This is a genomic window from Salipiger pentaromativorans, assembly GCF_024721115.1.
In the GTDB taxonomy this organism is placed as follows: Bacteria; Pseudomonadota; Alphaproteobacteria; order Rhodobacterales; family Rhodobacteraceae; genus Salipiger; species Salipiger pentaromativorans.
This window is the reverse complement of sequence record NZ_JAMDHK010000002.1, coordinates 531,291-545,212: the sequence shown is the minus strand read 5'-3', so window position 1 is coordinate 545,212 and position 13,922 is coordinate 531,291. Positions and strand designations below refer to the sequence as shown.

The 13,922-nt window shown below is 67.8% G+C and carries 15 protein-coding genes; 9 read left to right on the top strand and 6 right to left on the bottom strand.

Annotation, left to right across the window (positions count from 1 at the left end; all coding sequences use genetic code 11):
• Positions 1-3: 3 nt before the first annotated feature.
• Both M4578_RS05765 and M4578_RS05760 read right to left on the bottom strand, forming a co-directional pair.
• Positions 4-927 (bottom strand): methylenetetrahydrofolate reductase, encoded by a 924-nt coding sequence (locus M4578_RS05765; RefSeq protein ID WP_258092485.1) that lies wholly within the window; start codon positions 925-927, stop codon positions 4-6.
• A 28-nt stretch (positions 928-955) separates the two neighbouring features.
• On the bottom strand, positions 956-1,252 hold the full coding sequence (locus tag M4578_RS05760; RefSeq protein ID WP_258092484.1) for a virulence factor: 297 nt from the start codon (positions 1,250-1,252) through the stop codon (positions 956-958).
• A gap of 188 nt (positions 1,253-1,440) precedes the next feature.
• Here M4578_RS05760 and M4578_RS05755 point away from each other — a divergent pair, with 188 nt between their 5' ends.
• Both M4578_RS05755 and M4578_RS05750 read left to right on the top strand, forming a co-directional pair.
• The gene (locus tag M4578_RS05755) at positions 1,441-2,139 is read left to right on the top strand and encodes a sulfotransferase family protein (RefSeq protein WP_258092483.1); all 699 of its coding nucleotides are present in this window, start codon (positions 1,441-1,443) and stop codon (positions 2,137-2,139) included.
• A 32-nt stretch (positions 2,140-2,171) separates the two neighbouring features.
• Positions 2,172-3,284: a Ppx/GppA phosphatase family protein gene (locus M4578_RS05750; protein ID WP_258092482.1), complete on the top strand. Its 1,113-nt coding sequence runs from the start codon at positions 2,172-2,174 to the stop codon at positions 3,282-3,284.
• A gap of 177 nt (positions 3,285-3,461) precedes the next feature.
• Here M4578_RS05750 and ssb read toward each other — a convergent pair whose 3' ends face one another.
• Positions 3,462-3,980 carry a single-stranded DNA-binding protein gene (ssb, locus tag M4578_RS05745; protein ID WP_258092481.1) on the bottom strand — a complete coding sequence of 173 codons (519 nt, stop codon included), beginning with the start codon at positions 3,978-3,980 and terminating at the stop codon, positions 3,462-3,464.
• Between the two features lie 218 nt (positions 3,981-4,198).
• On the opposite strand from ssb, the gene M4578_RS05740 reads away from it, so the two are divergent.
• Positions 4,199-4,816, top strand: coding sequence for a lytic transglycosylase domain-containing protein (locus M4578_RS05740; protein WP_258092480.1), 618 nt, complete (start codon positions 4,199-4,201; stop codon positions 4,814-4,816).
• Between the two features lie 137 nt (positions 4,817-4,953).
• Complete coding sequence (locus M4578_RS05735; RefSeq protein ID WP_258092479.1) at positions 4,954-6,102, top strand: cytochrome-c peroxidase; 1,149 nt, start codon at positions 4,954-4,956, stop codon at positions 6,100-6,102.
• A gap of 21 nt (positions 6,103-6,123) precedes the next feature.
• On the opposite strand, the gene M4578_RS05730 is transcribed toward M4578_RS05735, so the two are convergent.
• The 3 genes from M4578_RS05730 to miaA all read right to left on the bottom strand — a co-directional run bounded on the left by M4578_RS05730 (position 6,124) and on the right by miaA (position 9,649).
• Positions 6,124-7,803: an ABC transporter substrate-binding protein gene (locus M4578_RS05730; RefSeq protein ID WP_258092478.1), complete on the bottom strand. Its 1,680-nt coding sequence runs from the start codon at positions 7,801-7,803 to the stop codon at positions 6,124-6,126.
• A 116-nt stretch (positions 7,804-7,919) separates the two neighbouring features.
• On the bottom strand, positions 7,920-8,744 hold the full coding sequence (locus M4578_RS05725) for a helix-turn-helix transcriptional regulator (protein ID WP_258092477.1): 825 nt from the start codon (positions 8,742-8,744) through the stop codon (positions 7,920-7,922).
• Positions 8,741-9,649, bottom strand: a complete 909-nt coding sequence (miaA, locus tag M4578_RS05720; protein ID WP_258092476.1) for a tRNA (adenosine(37)-N6)-dimethylallyltransferase MiaA — start codon at positions 9,647-9,649, stop codon at positions 8,741-8,743. The genes M4578_RS05725 and miaA overlap by 4 nt, the downstream gene beginning before the upstream one ends.
• A gap of 88 nt (positions 9,650-9,737) precedes the next feature.
• Between miaA and pyrH the strand changes: the two genes are divergently transcribed.
• The 5 genes from pyrH (at position 9,738) to dxr (ending at position 13,909) form a co-directional block, all read left to right on the top strand.
• A complete protein-coding gene (gene pyrH, locus M4578_RS05715) occupies positions 9,738-10,463 on the top strand; it encodes a UMP kinase (RefSeq protein WP_258092475.1) in 726 nt (241 codons plus the stop codon).
• Between the two features lie 170 nt (positions 10,464-10,633).
• On the top strand, positions 10,634-11,197 hold the full coding sequence (frr, locus tag M4578_RS05710; protein WP_258092474.1) for a ribosome recycling factor: 564 nt from the start codon (positions 10,634-10,636) through the stop codon (positions 11,195-11,197).
• 41 nt (positions 11,198-11,238) lie between these two features.
• Entirely contained in the window at positions 11,239-11,964 is a 726-nt protein-coding gene (uppS, locus tag M4578_RS05705; RefSeq protein ID WP_258092473.1) for a polyprenyl diphosphate synthase, read from the top strand.
• Entirely contained in the window at positions 11,961-12,749 is a 789-nt protein-coding gene (locus M4578_RS05700; protein WP_258092472.1) for a phosphatidate cytidylyltransferase, read from the top strand. The genes uppS and M4578_RS05700 overlap by 4 nt, the downstream gene beginning before the upstream one ends.
• Positions 12,746-13,909, top strand: a complete 1,164-nt coding sequence (dxr, locus tag M4578_RS05695) for a 1-deoxy-D-xylulose-5-phosphate reductoisomerase (RefSeq protein WP_258092471.1) — start codon at positions 12,746-12,748, stop codon at positions 13,907-13,909. Before M4578_RS05700 ends, dxr begins: the two co-directional genes overlap by 4 nt.
• The last annotated feature ends 13 nt before the right edge of the window (positions 13,910-13,922 follow it).

The following is a 13,922-nucleotide window of genomic DNA, read 5'->3' as shown; positions in this document are numbered from 1 at the left end:
GGCTCAGACCGCGCGCGCGGCGGGACGGGCCGCGGTTCCGCCATGGCTGGCGGCCCAGTCGGCACAGCTCCGCAGCCCACCCAGCGGGAACAGATGCGCTTGTTCGATGGGAAACGCCGGGTCGGCGGCCTTGCGCGCGGCCAGGTCCTGCGCCAGCTCGGTGGGTTCGTAGGGCAGCAGCAGCTTGCTTACGTCGCGGGCGCGTTTCTGCAACACCTTGAGCGAGGGGCCGACCCCACAGGAGACCGCGTATTTGATCAGCGTCTGTAGCTTGGCCGGGCCGGCAAGGCCGATATGGATGGGCAGCGCGACCCCGGCTTCCCGCAGCCGGGTGCCCCAGGCGAGGATCGGCGCGGCCTCGAAGGCGAATTGGGTGACCAGCGCCATCTGCGCGTCGGTCCGTTCCGAGAACGCCTGCTTCCAGCGCGCCGCCTCCATCACCGCCCGCTCGCCGCCCTCGGGGTCGATGTCGCGGTTGCCCTCGGGATGGCCGGCCACATGCAGCCGGGCAAAGCCCGCCTTGTCGAAGAGCCCGGTCTCGAGAAGCTGCATCGAGGAGTCGAAGGCGCCCGCCGGTTCGGCCACGCCGCCGGCGAGGATCAGCCCCTGGCGCACACCGGCTTCGCCCTGATAGCGCGCGATCCAGTCGCCGAGCGTCGCCGCGTCGGCGATGATGCGGGCGGGGAAATGCGGCATCACCTCGAACCCGTCGCGGGCCAGACGGCGGGCAGTGGCGACCATGTCGTCGATGGGCGTGCCGTCGATATGGGCGATGTAGACGCGGGTGCCCTCGGGCAGCAGCGCGCGGAAATCCTCGATCTTGGCGGCGGTGCGGGGCATCACCTCGATGGAATAGCCGGCAAGGAAGCGCTCCAGCGCGGCGGTGGGGGGCACGGGCTTCGGTTTGCGAAAGTTCAGAAGGGCCATCCAGCGGTTCCTCATGCTCATCGGGGCATCATGCCCGGCCGTCATTGGCGATCAGCGCCATCAGGCGCGTCTGATCGTACTCGCGGTCGATCCGCGCGGCCTCGGTCTCGGCCACGGTCTGCGGATCGCCCTCCGCCGGGTAGGGATCGGCCCTGCGCCATTCGGCGAGATAGGCGTTGCTATCCGACGCGCCCACCTTCATCGCCGCGCGGTCGATGGCCTGCTCGAAGCGTTCGGGCAGCGCCGCCTTGGCGCCGCGCCGGCCGCGTCCGACGATGACCTGCGCCGGGATGTCGCGCCAGTAAACGATGGTGACCTCGGGCATTTGGACGATTCCCCTGATCCGGTAGACCCTGTTTAGCCGTCCCGTCCGATGCCGCAGGGTCGGATTTCGACACAAGCGGCGCAAGGAGCGACCTCGCCGCCGGCGCTTGCTTGCGATTGTGCCACGTCGGGCGGCTATGGTAGGTTCGGGCATCGCCACACGAGAGAGCAAGAGGGCCGGGCCGCTTCATGGTTATCGCGATCGACGCGCATAAGATCGCCTATATGGCGCTGCCCAAGGCGGGCTGCTCGACCGTAAAGGCGGCGCTGGCACAGGTCGATCCCACGGCAGAGCTGCCGCCGGAGGCCGAGCGCGACGTGATGACCTGGCACGCGCTTTATCCCACCAAGCGCTTTCGCCCGCATCGCTGGGAGCAATACGAGGCGTACTGGCGCTTCTGCGTGGTGCGCGATCCGCTCAAGCGGCTGCTGTCGGTCTATACCAACCGGGTGGTGGCGTTCCGCGATCTGCACAATTGCCGCAAGATCCTGCGCGGGCGGGTCGATCTGCCGATGGATCCCGATCCGGATTTCTTCTTCCAGAACCTGCGCGCCTATCTCGAGGCATCGTCGGCGATCAAACATCACATCCTGCCCGCCTGGCTCTTTCTCGGGCCCGACCTGCGCCGCTACGACCGGATCTACCGCACCGCCGAACTGCCGCAATTCGGCGAGGATCTGGCGCGGCGCACCGGGCAGGAGGTGCATATCGCGCGCGAGAATTCCAGCGACGAGAGGCTCGACCTTGCGACGCTGGCACCCGCGACCGTCGGAGCGCTGCGCGACTATCTTGCCGGGGAATACGACTATCTTTCGGCGTTCTTCGAAAATCCCTTTGAAACGGGCCTGCATGTCTCTTGCGCGGTGCCACGGCGGCGCGTATCCTAGAGGTAACTTGAAATTCGGAAAGGCGCACAAAAATGGCGCCAAGGCGTCCCAAAGGTGCGGGCGCTTTCCCGAGACCGGTCGAGAGCCCCGCGCCGCAACCGCCCGATCCCAACGCGCTTTATGCGGCGCTGGATCTGGGTACCAACAGTTGCCGCATGTTGATTGCCCAACCCAAGGGCAGCCAGTTTCATGTGGTGGATTCGTTTTCGAAATCCGTCCAGCTCGGTCAGGGACTCGAGCGGACCGGGCGGCTTTCTCGTGCCTCGATGACGCGCACCATCGGTGCGCTGCGGGTCTGTCAGCAGAAGATCAAGCGCCATAAGGTGGTGCATATGCGGCTGGTTGCCACCGAGGCCTGCCGCCGTGCCCAGAATGCGCGCGAGTTCATCCGTCAGGTCCGGCGCGAGACCGGGTTGCAGCTCGAGATCATCCAGCCCGAGGAGGAGGCGCGTCTGGCGGTGATCTCCTGCGCGCCGCTGGTCTCGACCAAGACCGAGCAATTGCTGGTGGTGGACATCGGCGGCGGCTCGACCGAACTGGTGTGGATCGACCTGTCGAGCGTGCCGCGGCGCGACCGTCCGGCGGCGATCATGCGGCTGCACGCGGGGTTCCACCCGCCCGAAAGCCCGTTTCCGGCGGCCAAGGTGGTGGACTGGATCTCGGTCCCGCTGGGGGTGGCGACGCTGCGCGACCAGTTCTCGGATGTCGAGGACGATGCCGCCCGCTATGCGCTGATGAGCTGGTATTTCGAGGAAAACCTTTCGGAATTCGCGCCTTACAAGGATGTGCAGGCGCGCGAGGGGTTCCAGATCGTCGGCACCAGCGGCACGGTGACGACGGTGGCGGCCTCGCATCTGGGGCTGCGGCGCTACGACCGGACCAAGGTGGACGGGCTGCGCATGTCTTCGGACCAGATCGAGGCGGTGATCCAGCGCTATCTCGATATGGGCCCGGCGGGGCGGCGGCGCGATCCGCGCATCGGCCAGGACCGGCAGGCGCTGATCATGTCCGGCGCGGCGATCCTTCAGGCGCTTTTGCGGCTCTGGCCCACCGACCGGCTCTCGGTGGCCGACCGCGGGCTGCGCGAAGGGCTGCTCTATGCCCAGATGTCGGCGGATGGCGTGCTGGAAGACGGGCCGCTCTGAGCCGTTCCGCCGTGAAGGTGGCGCTTCAGATTTCGGATATAACGATCTGACGATGTTGTCTTTTTAGTGGGGCATTCTGCCCCCGCCTGCGCAGGCCGCGGCGTCAGGCGGACAAAAAACACCCGGCGCTCCGATAAGGAACGCCGGGCCGGGATGTCTGCCAAGTTGCGGATCGGCTCAGAACGGGATTTCGTCGTCGAGATCGCGCGAGGGCGCCCGCGAGGGGCCGGAGCCGCCGCCGCCGGAATAATCGTCGCGACCGCCGCCATATCCGCCGCCGCCGCCACCACCGCCGTAGCCGCCGCCTGAGCCGCCGAAATCACCGCCGCCGCCACCGCCGCCGCTGCGGCTGTCGAGCAGCGTCAGCTCGCCGCGATAGGGGCGCAGTACGACCTCGGTGCTGTAGCGGTCCTGGCCGGACTGGTCCTGCCATTTGCGGGTTTCGAGCTGGCCCTCGATATAAACCTTGGAGCCCTTGCGCAGATATTGCTCGGCGATGCGTGCCAGCGGTTCCGAGAAGATCGCCACCGAATGCCATTCGGTGCGCTCGCGCCGTTCGCCGGTGTTGCGGTCTTTCCAGTTTTCCGACGTGGCAATGCGCAGGTTGCAGACCTTGCCGCCGTTCTGGAAGGAGCGCACCTCCGGGTCCGCGCCCAGATTGCCCACCAGGATCACCTTGTTCACAGAGCCGGCCATATCGTCCTCGCTGTTTCGTTCTGGTTCCGATTCTTCCCGCTCCGGCGGGTTTCAAGGAGCCTTACACAGCCCCGCGCCGCAGCGCCACCGCATCCTGCCCGAAACCTGGTTAATGGCGGGTAAGCGGCGGATTGCGTGCGCTTGGGTTCGAGGCTGGCGAATTCCTGCGCGATCTGTATAGTCCCGCGAAAGGAAGAAGGGACAGGATACGGGTGCCGATGCGAGTTCTGCCACGTCATGCGTTTGCGACGCTGCTTTGCGCCGCGCTTTCCGTCACCGCCGTTCAGGCCGAAACGCTTTCCACCAAAAACCGGGTCAAGCTGTTCCGCAAGCAGACCAATGTGCTCGACACGCGCGCGGCCGAGCAATACCGCAACTCGGTGCGCTTGCAGCCTCCGAAGGTGGTCACCCCGACGAAATGGGGCCCCATGGGCGGCGACGAGGGCAATACGCCGGTCTATCGCGGGCGCTACAAGGGCCCCTATACCGACATGGCCCGCACCGCGGCGCGGCGCCACGGCGTGCCCGAGGATCTGTTCCTGCGGCTGGTGCAGCAGGAATCGGGTTTCAACGCCTCGGCCAAGTCGCACAAGGGCGCCATCGGGCTGGCGCAGCTCATGCCCTTTACCGCCAAGTCGCTGGGGGTCGATCCGCACGATCCGGCGCAGAATCTCGAGGGCGGGGCGCGGTATCTCAAGGCGCAATACGTCAAGTTCGGCTCCTGGCGGCTGGCGCTGGCGGCCTATAACGCCGGGCCCGGCGCGGTCGAGAAACATGGCGGCGTGCCGCCTTATCGCGAAACCCGCAACTACGTGAAGAAGATCTGGGGCAGCTAACACCCCCGCCGCCGGGTCCGCCCCGGGGGCGCACATCTTCGTGATGAAGTCCGATAAAAACGCTCGGGAATTTGACGCAGGTCAAGGAGCGGCGTAGGACCGCGTGCATTCTCCGTGCAGCTACAGGAGGCAGCCGCATGAAATCCGCTCCGATCCTCAGCCTTGCCGTTGTCGCCGCGCTTGCCGCGGGGCTGGGGGCGACCGCGCTGCGCTCGACGCCCGCCGATCCGTCGCAGAGCCTGGAGGCGCTTGGCGAGGCGCTGTTCTTCGACACCAACCTGTCGATGAACCGCACCCAGAGCTGCGCGAGCTGCCACGATCCGGCCTACGGGTTCGCAGATCCGCGCGGGGCGGCCTCTCCCGGCGATGACGGCCACTCTCTTGGCGACCGCAACGCGCCCACCGTGACCTATGCGGCCTATGCGCCGGCCTTCGGGCAGGACAAGGACGGGCAGTGGATCGGCGGGCTGTTCCATGACGGGCGCGCCGCCACGCTTGAAGAGCAGGCCGGCCAGCCGCCGCTCAATCCGATCGAGATGGGGATGCCGGACAAGGCGGCGATCGTCGCGCGGCTGCGCGAGGATCCGGCCTATACCGAGGCGTTTCCGGCGCTGTTCGGCGCGGGGGTTCTGGAGGATACGGAGGCGGCTTACGATGCGATGACCCGGGCCCTGGCCGCCTATGAGCGGCAGCCGGACTTCGCGCCCTTCGATTCGAAATACGACCGTTTCCTGCGCGGCGAGGCCGAGCTTACGCAGCAGGAAGAGCTGGGCCGGCTGTTGTTCTTCTCGCAGCAATTCACCAACTGCAACCTGTGCCATCAGCTTCAGCGCAGCGCCATCGACCCCGAAGAGACCTTTTCGGATTACCGCTATTACAATCTCGGGGTGCCGGCGAACGAGGCGCTGCGCGGCTTGAACGGCGTGACGGCGGTGGATGGCGGGTTGCAGGCCAATCCCGCGGTTGCGGCGGCGCCGGAGACGGCGGGGCGCTACCGCACGCCGACGCTGCGCAACGTGGCGGTGACCGGGCCCTATATGCACAATGGGGTCTTCGAGGATCTGCGCACGGTGATCCTGTTCTACAACAGCTACAACACCCGCAACGAGACGCGGAAGATCAACCCCGAGACCGGCGCGGCCTTTGGTCCGCCGGAAGTGCCCGGGACCGTCGCCATGTCCGAGCTGACGGAAGGCCCGGCACTGGACGATGCGCGGGTCGATGCGCTGGTGGCGTTTCTGAAGACGCTGACCGACCGGCGCTACGAGGATCTTCTGGAGGAGTAGCGGGCCGGCCGCGAGGGCGGATCAGGGGGCGGAAAGGCCCAGCTTGTAGAGATGGATCTCGAAAGAGGGATGCATCTCGGCGCCGGTCACCCCAGGCCGGACATGGCGGTAGAGCGAGCGCCAGTAGGGCTGGATGATCACCGCATCCTCGCGCAGCAGGGCTTCGATCCGGGCCATCACGCTGCGGCGTTCGGCGGCGTCGGCGATGGCCAGCGCCTCGGTCACCAGCGCATCGAACGCCGGGTTGGCGTAGCCGGCCTCGTTCCAGGGTTCGCCCGAACGATAGGCGAGCGCCAGCACCTGAATACCGAGCGGGCGGTGATTCCATTCGGTGATGGAGAGCGGAAAGCTCTTCCAGTCGGTCCAGAAACGCGAGCCGGGCAGCACCGTGCGCCGGACCTTGAACCCCGCGTCGCGCATGAGCGCCGCCGCGGCGTCGCCGGTGCGCATGGTCAGACCGTCGTCGAGCGTAACCAGATCGTGCTCGAACGCCATCATCCCGGCCTCGGCCATCAGCGCGGCGGCGGCCTCGGGGTCGTATTCGGCGGGGCCGATATCGGCGTAATCGGGATGCACCGGGGCGACATGGTGGTTCTGCGCCACCGTGCCGAGCCCGGCATGGCCGAGCTCGAGGCAGATGGCGTTGTCCACAGCGAGTTGCAGCGCCTTGCGCACGCGGCGGTCGGCATAGGGGGTGCGGCCCTCGACCAGCGCGGTCTGGTTCGCCCGCAGCACCACCGTCGAGCCGGTGACCACCTCGGAGCGGTCCCAGCCGATGGCGTCGCCGACGGCGATGAAATCGCCGATGTTCTCGTAGAGCATATCGACATCGCCGACCTCGGCGGCGGCGAGCCAGCTCGAGGGGTCGGTGCCGTAATCCAGAAATTCGATGCGGCCGAGCGTGGCGCCGCCGATGCCGTCGGTCCGCGCGCCCCACCAGTCATGAGCGCGGTTGCGCACCAGCACGGCGCGTTCGCCGACGACATGGCTTTCGGGCAGGTAGGGGCCGGTGCCGATGGGCGCGGTGAGCATGGTTTCGGGGCTGTGGCTGGCATGGACCACCGCGGCGGGGTAATCGGAGAGGCCGACGATGAGGGTCACGTCGGGGGTGGGCAGATGCAGCCGCAGGGTCAGCGGATCCTCGACGGTCACGGCGCCGTCGAGGAGCTGGCCGGTCTCGCGGTCGACCAGCGAGGCGAGGCGCCCGGCCATGGAATTGCCCTCGACATCGCGGTCGCACCAGTAGCGGAACATGCGGGCGACATCGGCGGCGGTGAAGGGATCGCCATTGTTCCACACAACTCCGGGACGGACATGCAGCACGTATTCCGTGGCGTCGTCGCTGACCTCCCAGCGCTCCAGCAGCATGCCGCGCACGCTGCCGTCGCGGTTGTATTCCACCAGATATTCCAGCCAGCCGCGGGTGAAGTTGGCGATCTCCGCCCAGTCGGCGGTGCGCGGATCGCTGACCGGGCGGACCTCCATCTGGATGCGCAGCGTCGCGTCCTCGGCCCCTTGCGGCGCCTCCTCCGCGCGGACAGGACGGGCGAGCCCGCCCAACGAATAGGCGGCGGCGCTGCTGAGACCCAGCGCCGTGGCGCGGGTGAGAAACTCCCGGCGGTCCATCTGGCCCGCCGCCAGTTCGCGGGCGAAGAGCCGCGCGGCGGGGTGTATCCGGTCCGGATCGCCCGTCTGCGTCATCCCGTATCCTTCCTGGCCCCGCGCCCTGTTCTGGACAGAGCGGTGCCGGTTCTGCCACCCGGTGCAATGAAAGACCACATCCCCCGATCGGGCAAGGGGTTTTCCACCTCGCGCGCTCAGGAATGCGCGGCGGAGCGCGTGCCGGGCGGTCGCGTGCCGCGGCGGATCTCGGTCGGCGACATGCCGGTGTGGCTGCGGATGAAGCGGGTGAAATAGGGGGCGCTGTGAAAGCCCAGATCTGTGGCGATGCGGTTCACCGGCGGCGCCGGCTGCATCAGCAGGCGCCGTGCCTCGTGCAGCTTGCGCTCGGCCAGCATGGCGGCGGCTGTGCGCCCGCAGGCGGCGCGGGCGGTGCGGGTGAGATGGGTGCCCGTCACGCCAAGCGCCGCCGCGTAATCGGCGATGCCGCGGTCGCTGCGGAACCCGGCGCAAAGCGCACCGGAATAAAGCCGCATCAGCCGCTGCGCCGCGCTGTCGCGCGGCTTGTCCTGCAGGCCCGCCGCGACCTGGCGTTGCAGCCAGACCGCCACCAGCCGCACATGCGCCTCCAGCGCCTCGGAGAGCAGCGCGCGGCCCTGGCTCTGTTCGCGCATCATCGCATCGAGTTCGCCGGTCAGCTCGGCCTGGGCAAAGCCCTCGCGGATTCGCAGATGCAGCGGATCCTGCGGCAGAATCCCCGTCTGACCGGCGGGGCTGTGCATCACCAGCCCCAGGCATTGCGGCCCGATGTCGAGCGAAAACAGCGTGCCCGCCGGCAGGAAGAGCGCATTATGCGGGCCCATGCCCCGGCGCGTGCCATCGACGATCACCCGGCCCTGGCCCCGGGTGAGCCAGATCAGCGTGTGTTCGGCGCGGTCGTGCAGCAGCCGGTACTGCCAGCCCGGCAACTGCCCCAGCGAGGCGACGTGGATCGTCGCAGCGGTCTCGTCCCCGGCGCTCATGTGCCCGCCTCCGCGGGGGCGAGCACCGGCCAGGATTTCATCCGGGCGCGGAACCAGCTGCGCTGGCGCTTGGCGAATTGCCGGGTGAGGACGGTCGCCCGGGCGATGGCCTCGTCCAGCGCGATCTCGCCGCGCAGATGCGCCATGAGCTCTGCCGCGCCGATGGCCTTGGCGGAGGGCAGGGCGGGGGACCAGCCCGGCAGGTTGGCGCGCGCCTCTTCGAGCGCGCCGGCGGCGACCATCTGGCGGAAGCGGCGCTCGATTCGGGCGTTCAGCCAGTCTTTCGGAGCGTCGAAGAGGATCGGCTGCGCCTGCGCGAGCGGCAGCAGCGGCGGCGGGGTGTCCGCCTGCCAGGCGGCGATGCCGCGCCCCGTGGCCTGCAACACCTCCCAGGCACGCTGCACGCGCATGGGGTTCGCCAGGTCGATGCGGCCGCGGGTCTCGGGATCGAGCTCGACCGCCATGGCGGCCTGCTCGCCGGCGGCGAGCCGCGCCATGGCGGCGGCGCGAATCTCTGGCGGGGTGGCGGGAATCTCGGCCAGCCCCTCGGTCAGCGCGGAGAAATAGAGCCCGGTGCCGCCCACGATAATCGGCCTGTCGGGGCCGGCGAGCAGCGGCGCGAGATCGCGCAGCCAGGCGCCCACGGAATAGGCACAATCGCCGGGAACATGGCCGTAAAGCCGGTGCGGCGCCCGCGATTCCTCGGCCTCTGACGGGCGCGCGGTGAGCACGCGCCAGTCGGAAAACACCTGAATCGCATCGGCATTGACGATCACGCCGCCCTGACGCTCGGCAATCTCCAGCGCCAGCGCCGATTTCCCGCTGGCGGTGGGCCCGGCGATCAGCACCGGGCGCGCCGGATCGGGGGCGAGCCGGGTCAGTTTGTCGGCCACGGCGTCCTCCATAGCGTGCCTCTCCTGCGGCATTGCAGCCGAACCGGTTTTCCGCCACATATGGCGCCGATCCTAGACCCCCTCGACGACGGAGTGCAACATGACCGAGATCCCGCAGACCACCTTCAAACGCGTCCTGCTGAAAATCTCGGGCGAGGCGCTGATGGGCGACCAGGGATACGGGCTGCACCCGCCCACCGTGGAGCGCATCGCGCAGGAGGTGAAATCGGTCCATGACATGGGCGTCGAGATCTGCATGGTGATCGGCGGCGGCAACATCTTTCGCGGGCTCGCGGGCTCGGCGCAGGGGATGGAGCGGACCACCGCCGACTATATGGGGATGCTGGCCACGGTGATGAACGCGCTGGCGATGCAGTCGGCGCTGGAGGGGCTGGGGGTGTTCACCCGGGTGATCTCGGCCATTCGCATGGACGAGGTGGCCGAGCCCTATATCCGCCGCCGCGCGGTGCGCCACCTGGAGAAGAAGCGGGTCTGCATCTTTGCCGCCGGCACCGGGAACCCCTATTTCACCACCGACACCGCCGCGACCCTGCGCGCCAACGAGATGGCCTGCGAGGCGATCTTCAAAGGCACCAAGGTGGATGGGGTCTATGACAAGGATCCGGTGAAACACGCCGATGCGGTGCGCTTCGACCGGATCAGCTATGACGATGTGCTGACCAAGCATCTCAAGGTGATGGATGCCTCGGCCATCGCGCTGGCGCGCGACAATCATCTGCCGATCATCGTCTTCTCGCTGGACGAGCCGGGCGGGTTCCGGGGCATTCTGGGCGGGCAGGGCACCTATACCACGGTGCATGGCTGAACGGGCCCGGCGCCGGCGCCTGCCGGACGGGTCTTTTCGCGTATTTTCAGAAAGATGAAAGACGCGGGCCTGCCGTGGGCGGAGGCGCCGGCGGCAAAGCGCTATACATCCGGACACGCCTGCCTTAGAAAGCGGGCGGAACGACACACACCTGAGCGGGCAAGACCATCATGTCAGACGATTTCGAACTCGATACCGACGATCTCAAGCGCCGCATGGATGGCGCCATGTCGAATCTGCGCACGGAATTCGCCTCGCTTCGCACCGGCCGCGCCTCGGGCAGCATGCTCGAGCCGGTCATGGTGGATGCCTATGGCGCGATGACGCCGATCAACCAGGTGGGCACCGTGAACGTGCCCGAGCCGCGCATGGTGACGATCAATGTCTGGGACAAGGGTCTGGTCGGCAAGGTCGAGAAGGCGATCCGGGAATCTGGGCTGGGGATCAACCCGCAGCTCAACGGCACCATCATCATGCTGCCGATCCCCGAGCTGAACGAGGAACGCCGCCGCGAGCTGACCAAGGTGGCGGGGCAATATGCCGAACACGCCCGCGTGGCGGTGCGCAACGTGCGCCGCGACGGTATGGATCAGGTCAAGAAGGCCAAGGCCGACGGCATGTCGGAGGACGACCAGAAATTCTGGGAGACCGAAGTGCAGGAGCTGACCGACACCTATATCAAGAAGGTGGACGAGGCGCTCGAGCACAAGCAGGAAGAGATCATGCAGGTCTGATCCGGACCGGCGGTGCCAGAGAGGTAAAGGGAGGGGCCGGTATGCCCAAACCGATCCGCGACGGCGCCGGTCCGCGCCATGTGGCGATCATCATGGATGGCAACGGCCGCTGGGCGCAAAGCCGCGGCCGGCCACGGCTGTTCGGCCATCACGCCGGCGCGCGCCGGGTCCGCGAGATTGTCGAGGCTTGCCCAGATATTGGGGTCAAGTACCTGACGATATTCGCCTTTTCGACCGAGAACTGGCGCCGCACCCAGACCGAGGTGGCGGGGCTCATGAGCCTGTTCCGCCGCTATATCACCAAGGAGGCGCGGGCGCTGAAGGACGAGAATGTCCGGGTGCGCTTTATCGGCGACCGGGTCCGTCTCGACACCAAGCTGGTCACGCTGATGGACGAGCTCGAGCTGATGACCGCCGAGTGTACCGGCGTGAACCTGACCATCGCGATCAATTACGGCGGCCGCGACGAGGTGGCCCGCGCCACCAAGCGGCTGGCCGAGGATGTCGCGGCGGGGCGGCTCGACCCGGCCTCGGTCAATGAGGAAACGCTGCCGAAATACCTTGATACCTGCGTGCTGCCCGATCCCGATCTGGTGATCCGCACCAGCGGCGAGGCGCGGATTTCCAACTTCCTGCTCTGGCAGTCGGCCTATGCGGAATACGAGTTCGTCGATACGCTCTGGCCCGATTTCAGCGCGCTGGAATTCGGCAAGCTGGTCGGCGCCTACGGCGCGCGCGAGCGCCGTTACGGGGGCGTGAAGGCATGACCTCGACCCGCTGGACGGACCTGCGCCCGCGCGTGATCTCGGCGGCGGGGCTGATCGTCGTCGGTCTGGCGGCGGTCTGGCTGGGCGGGGCGGTCTGGCGCGTGGTGATCGCGCTGAGCTGCGGCGTGATGGTCTGGGAACTGGTCCATATGCTCGACACCGCGCGCGAGCGCTCGGCCAAGGTGCTGGCGCTGGTGGCGGGAAGCTGTGCGCTGGCGGCGATCTACCTGCCGGCGGCGCTGGCGCTACCGCTTCTGATGCTGCCCTCGATGGCGGGGTTCGGCCAGATGGAGCGGGGCGGGGTGACCTATTCGGTCTTCACCGCGCTGATCATGCTGGCGGGCTATGGCATCATGGCGCTGCGGTCGGATTTCGGGCTGACCTGGATGCTCTGGATGGTGGTCGTCGTCGTGGTGACCGATGTGGCGGGCTATTTCGCGGGCCGCGCGCTTGGCGGGCCGAAGCTCTGGCCGCGCGTCAGCCCCAAGAAGACCTGGTCGGGCACCGTGGCGGGCTGGATCGGGGCTGCCATCGTCGGGCTGCTGTTTGCGGGCACCACCCATGCGGGGCCGGGGCTCGCGGGGGTCTCCATCGCGATCTCCATGGCCAGCCAGATCGGCGATATCGCCGAAAGCGCCATCAAGCGGCGGGCCGGGGTCAAGGACAGCTCGGCGCTGCTGCCGGGCCATGGCGGGCTGCTCGACCGGTTCGACGGCATGCTGGGCGCGGCGCTGTTCCTGCTGATCGCGGGGCAGATCGTGGATTTTCCGCCGGGGGTGGAATGAGACGGGTCTCGATTTTCGGCGCCACCGGGTCCATCGGTCAGAACACCATCGACCTGATCGCCCGCGATCCGGAGGCCTATCGGGTGGTCGCGCTGAGCGGCGGAAAGAACGTCGCGCAACTGGCCGAGGATGCGCGCAAGCTGCGTGCCGAGATCGCCGTGACCGCCGACGCGGCGCTTTTGCCGGAGCTGCGCGCGCGGCTGACCGGCAGCGGTGTCGAGGCCGCCGCCGGTGCGGATGCGCTGATCGAGGCGGCCCGGCGTCCGGCGGATTGGGTGATGTCGGCGATCGTGGGCGCGGCGGGGCTGCCGCCGGGGCTCGCGGCGCTGGAGCAGGGCGCGACGCTGGCGCTGGCCAACAAGGAAAGCATGGTCTGTGCCGGACCGCTGGTGATGCAGACCGCGCGGGCCCATGGCGGCGCGGTGCTGCCGGTGGACAGCGAGCATTCGGCGGTGTTCCAGGCGCTGATCGGCGAGGATCTGGGCGCGGTGGAGCGGGTGATCATCACCGCCAGCGGCGGCGCCTTCCGCGACTGGCCACTGGAAAAGCTGGCCGAGGCGACGCCGGAACAGGCGGCGCAACACCCCAATTGGGACATGGGCCAGAGGATCACCATCGACAGCGCGTCGATGTTCAACAAGGCTCTGGAAGTCATAGAGACGAAAGAGTTTTTCGACATCGACCCGGCGCTGATCGAGGTGCTTGTGCATCCCGAATCCATGATCCACGCGCTGGTGGGGTTCCGCGACGGGGCGCTGATGGCGCATGTGGGCCCGCCCGACATGCGCCACGCCATCGGCTTTGCCCTGCATTACCCCGAGCGCAAGACGCTGCCGGTGGCGCGGCTCGATCTCGCGAAGCTGGGGCAATTCACCTTTCGCGCTGCTTGCGAGACCCGCTGGCCGGCGCTGCGGCTGGCGCGCGAGGTCATGCAGACGGGCGGGCTGGCCGGTGCGGTCTTCAACGCGGCCAAGGAACGCGCCCTCGATGCCTTCATCGACCGGCGCATCGGCTTTCAGCGCATGGCGGAGGTGGTTGAAGAAACACTTAACCGTGTTTCGGCCCAAAGCGGCCTCATTGCTGCCGGGATCACTCTTGATAACGTGCACAATGTGGACCATCTCGCCCGTGTGACCGCTGACGACATCATGAAAAAATAGCAAGAGGCAGAGC

Excerpts from the sequence above, each read along its gene's own strand:
- M4578_RS05765 (WP_258092485.1), bottom strand. The coding sequence starts at position 927 with ATGGCCCTTCTGAACTTTCGCAAACCGAAGCCCGTGCCCCCCACCGCC.
- pyrH (WP_258092475.1), top strand. The coding sequence starts at position 9,738 with ATGACCGAGATCCCGCAGACCACCTTCAAACGCGTCCTGCTGAAAATC.
- uppS (WP_258092473.1), top strand. The coding sequence starts at position 11,239 with ATGCCCAAACCGATCCGCGACGGCGCCGGTCCGCGCCATGTGGCGATC.
- M4578_RS05740 (WP_258092480.1), top strand. The coding sequence starts at position 4,199 with ATGCGAGTTCTGCCACGTCATGCGTTTGCGACGCTGCTTTGCGCCGCG.
- miaA (WP_258092476.1), bottom strand. The coding sequence starts at position 9,649 with ATGGAGGACGCCGTGGCCGACAAACTGACCCGGCTCGCCCCCGATCCG.
- M4578_RS05735 (WP_258092479.1), top strand. The coding sequence starts at position 4,954 with ATGAAATCCGCTCCGATCCTCAGCCTTGCCGTTGTCGCCGCGCTTGCC.
- M4578_RS05750 (WP_258092482.1), top strand. The coding sequence starts at position 2,172 with ATGGCGCCAAGGCGTCCCAAAGGTGCGGGCGCTTTCCCGAGACCGGTC.
- ssb (WP_258092481.1), bottom strand. The coding sequence starts at position 3,980 with ATGGCCGGCTCTGTGAACAAGGTGATCCTGGTGGGCAATCTGGGCGCG.
- M4578_RS05700 (WP_258092472.1), top strand. The coding sequence starts at position 11,961 with ATGACCTCGACCCGCTGGACGGACCTGCGCCCGCGCGTGATCTCGGCG.
- M4578_RS05725 (WP_258092477.1), bottom strand. The coding sequence starts at position 8,744 with ATGAGCGCCGGGGACGAGACCGCTGCGACGATCCACGTCGCCTCGCTG.
- M4578_RS05760 (WP_258092484.1), bottom strand. The coding sequence starts at position 1,252 with ATGCCCGAGGTCACCATCGTTTACTGGCGCGACATCCCGGCGCAGGTC.
- M4578_RS05755 (WP_258092483.1), top strand. The coding sequence starts at position 1,441 with ATGGTTATCGCGATCGACGCGCATAAGATCGCCTATATGGCGCTGCCC.
- frr (WP_258092474.1), top strand. The coding sequence starts at position 10,634 with ATGTCAGACGATTTCGAACTCGATACCGACGATCTCAAGCGCCGCATG.
- dxr (WP_258092471.1), top strand. The coding sequence starts at position 12,746 with ATGAGACGGGTCTCGATTTTCGGCGCCACCGGGTCCATCGGTCAGAAC.
- M4578_RS05730 (WP_258092478.1), bottom strand. The coding sequence starts at position 7,803 with ATGACGCAGACGGGCGATCCGGACCGGATACACCCCGCCGCGCGGCTC.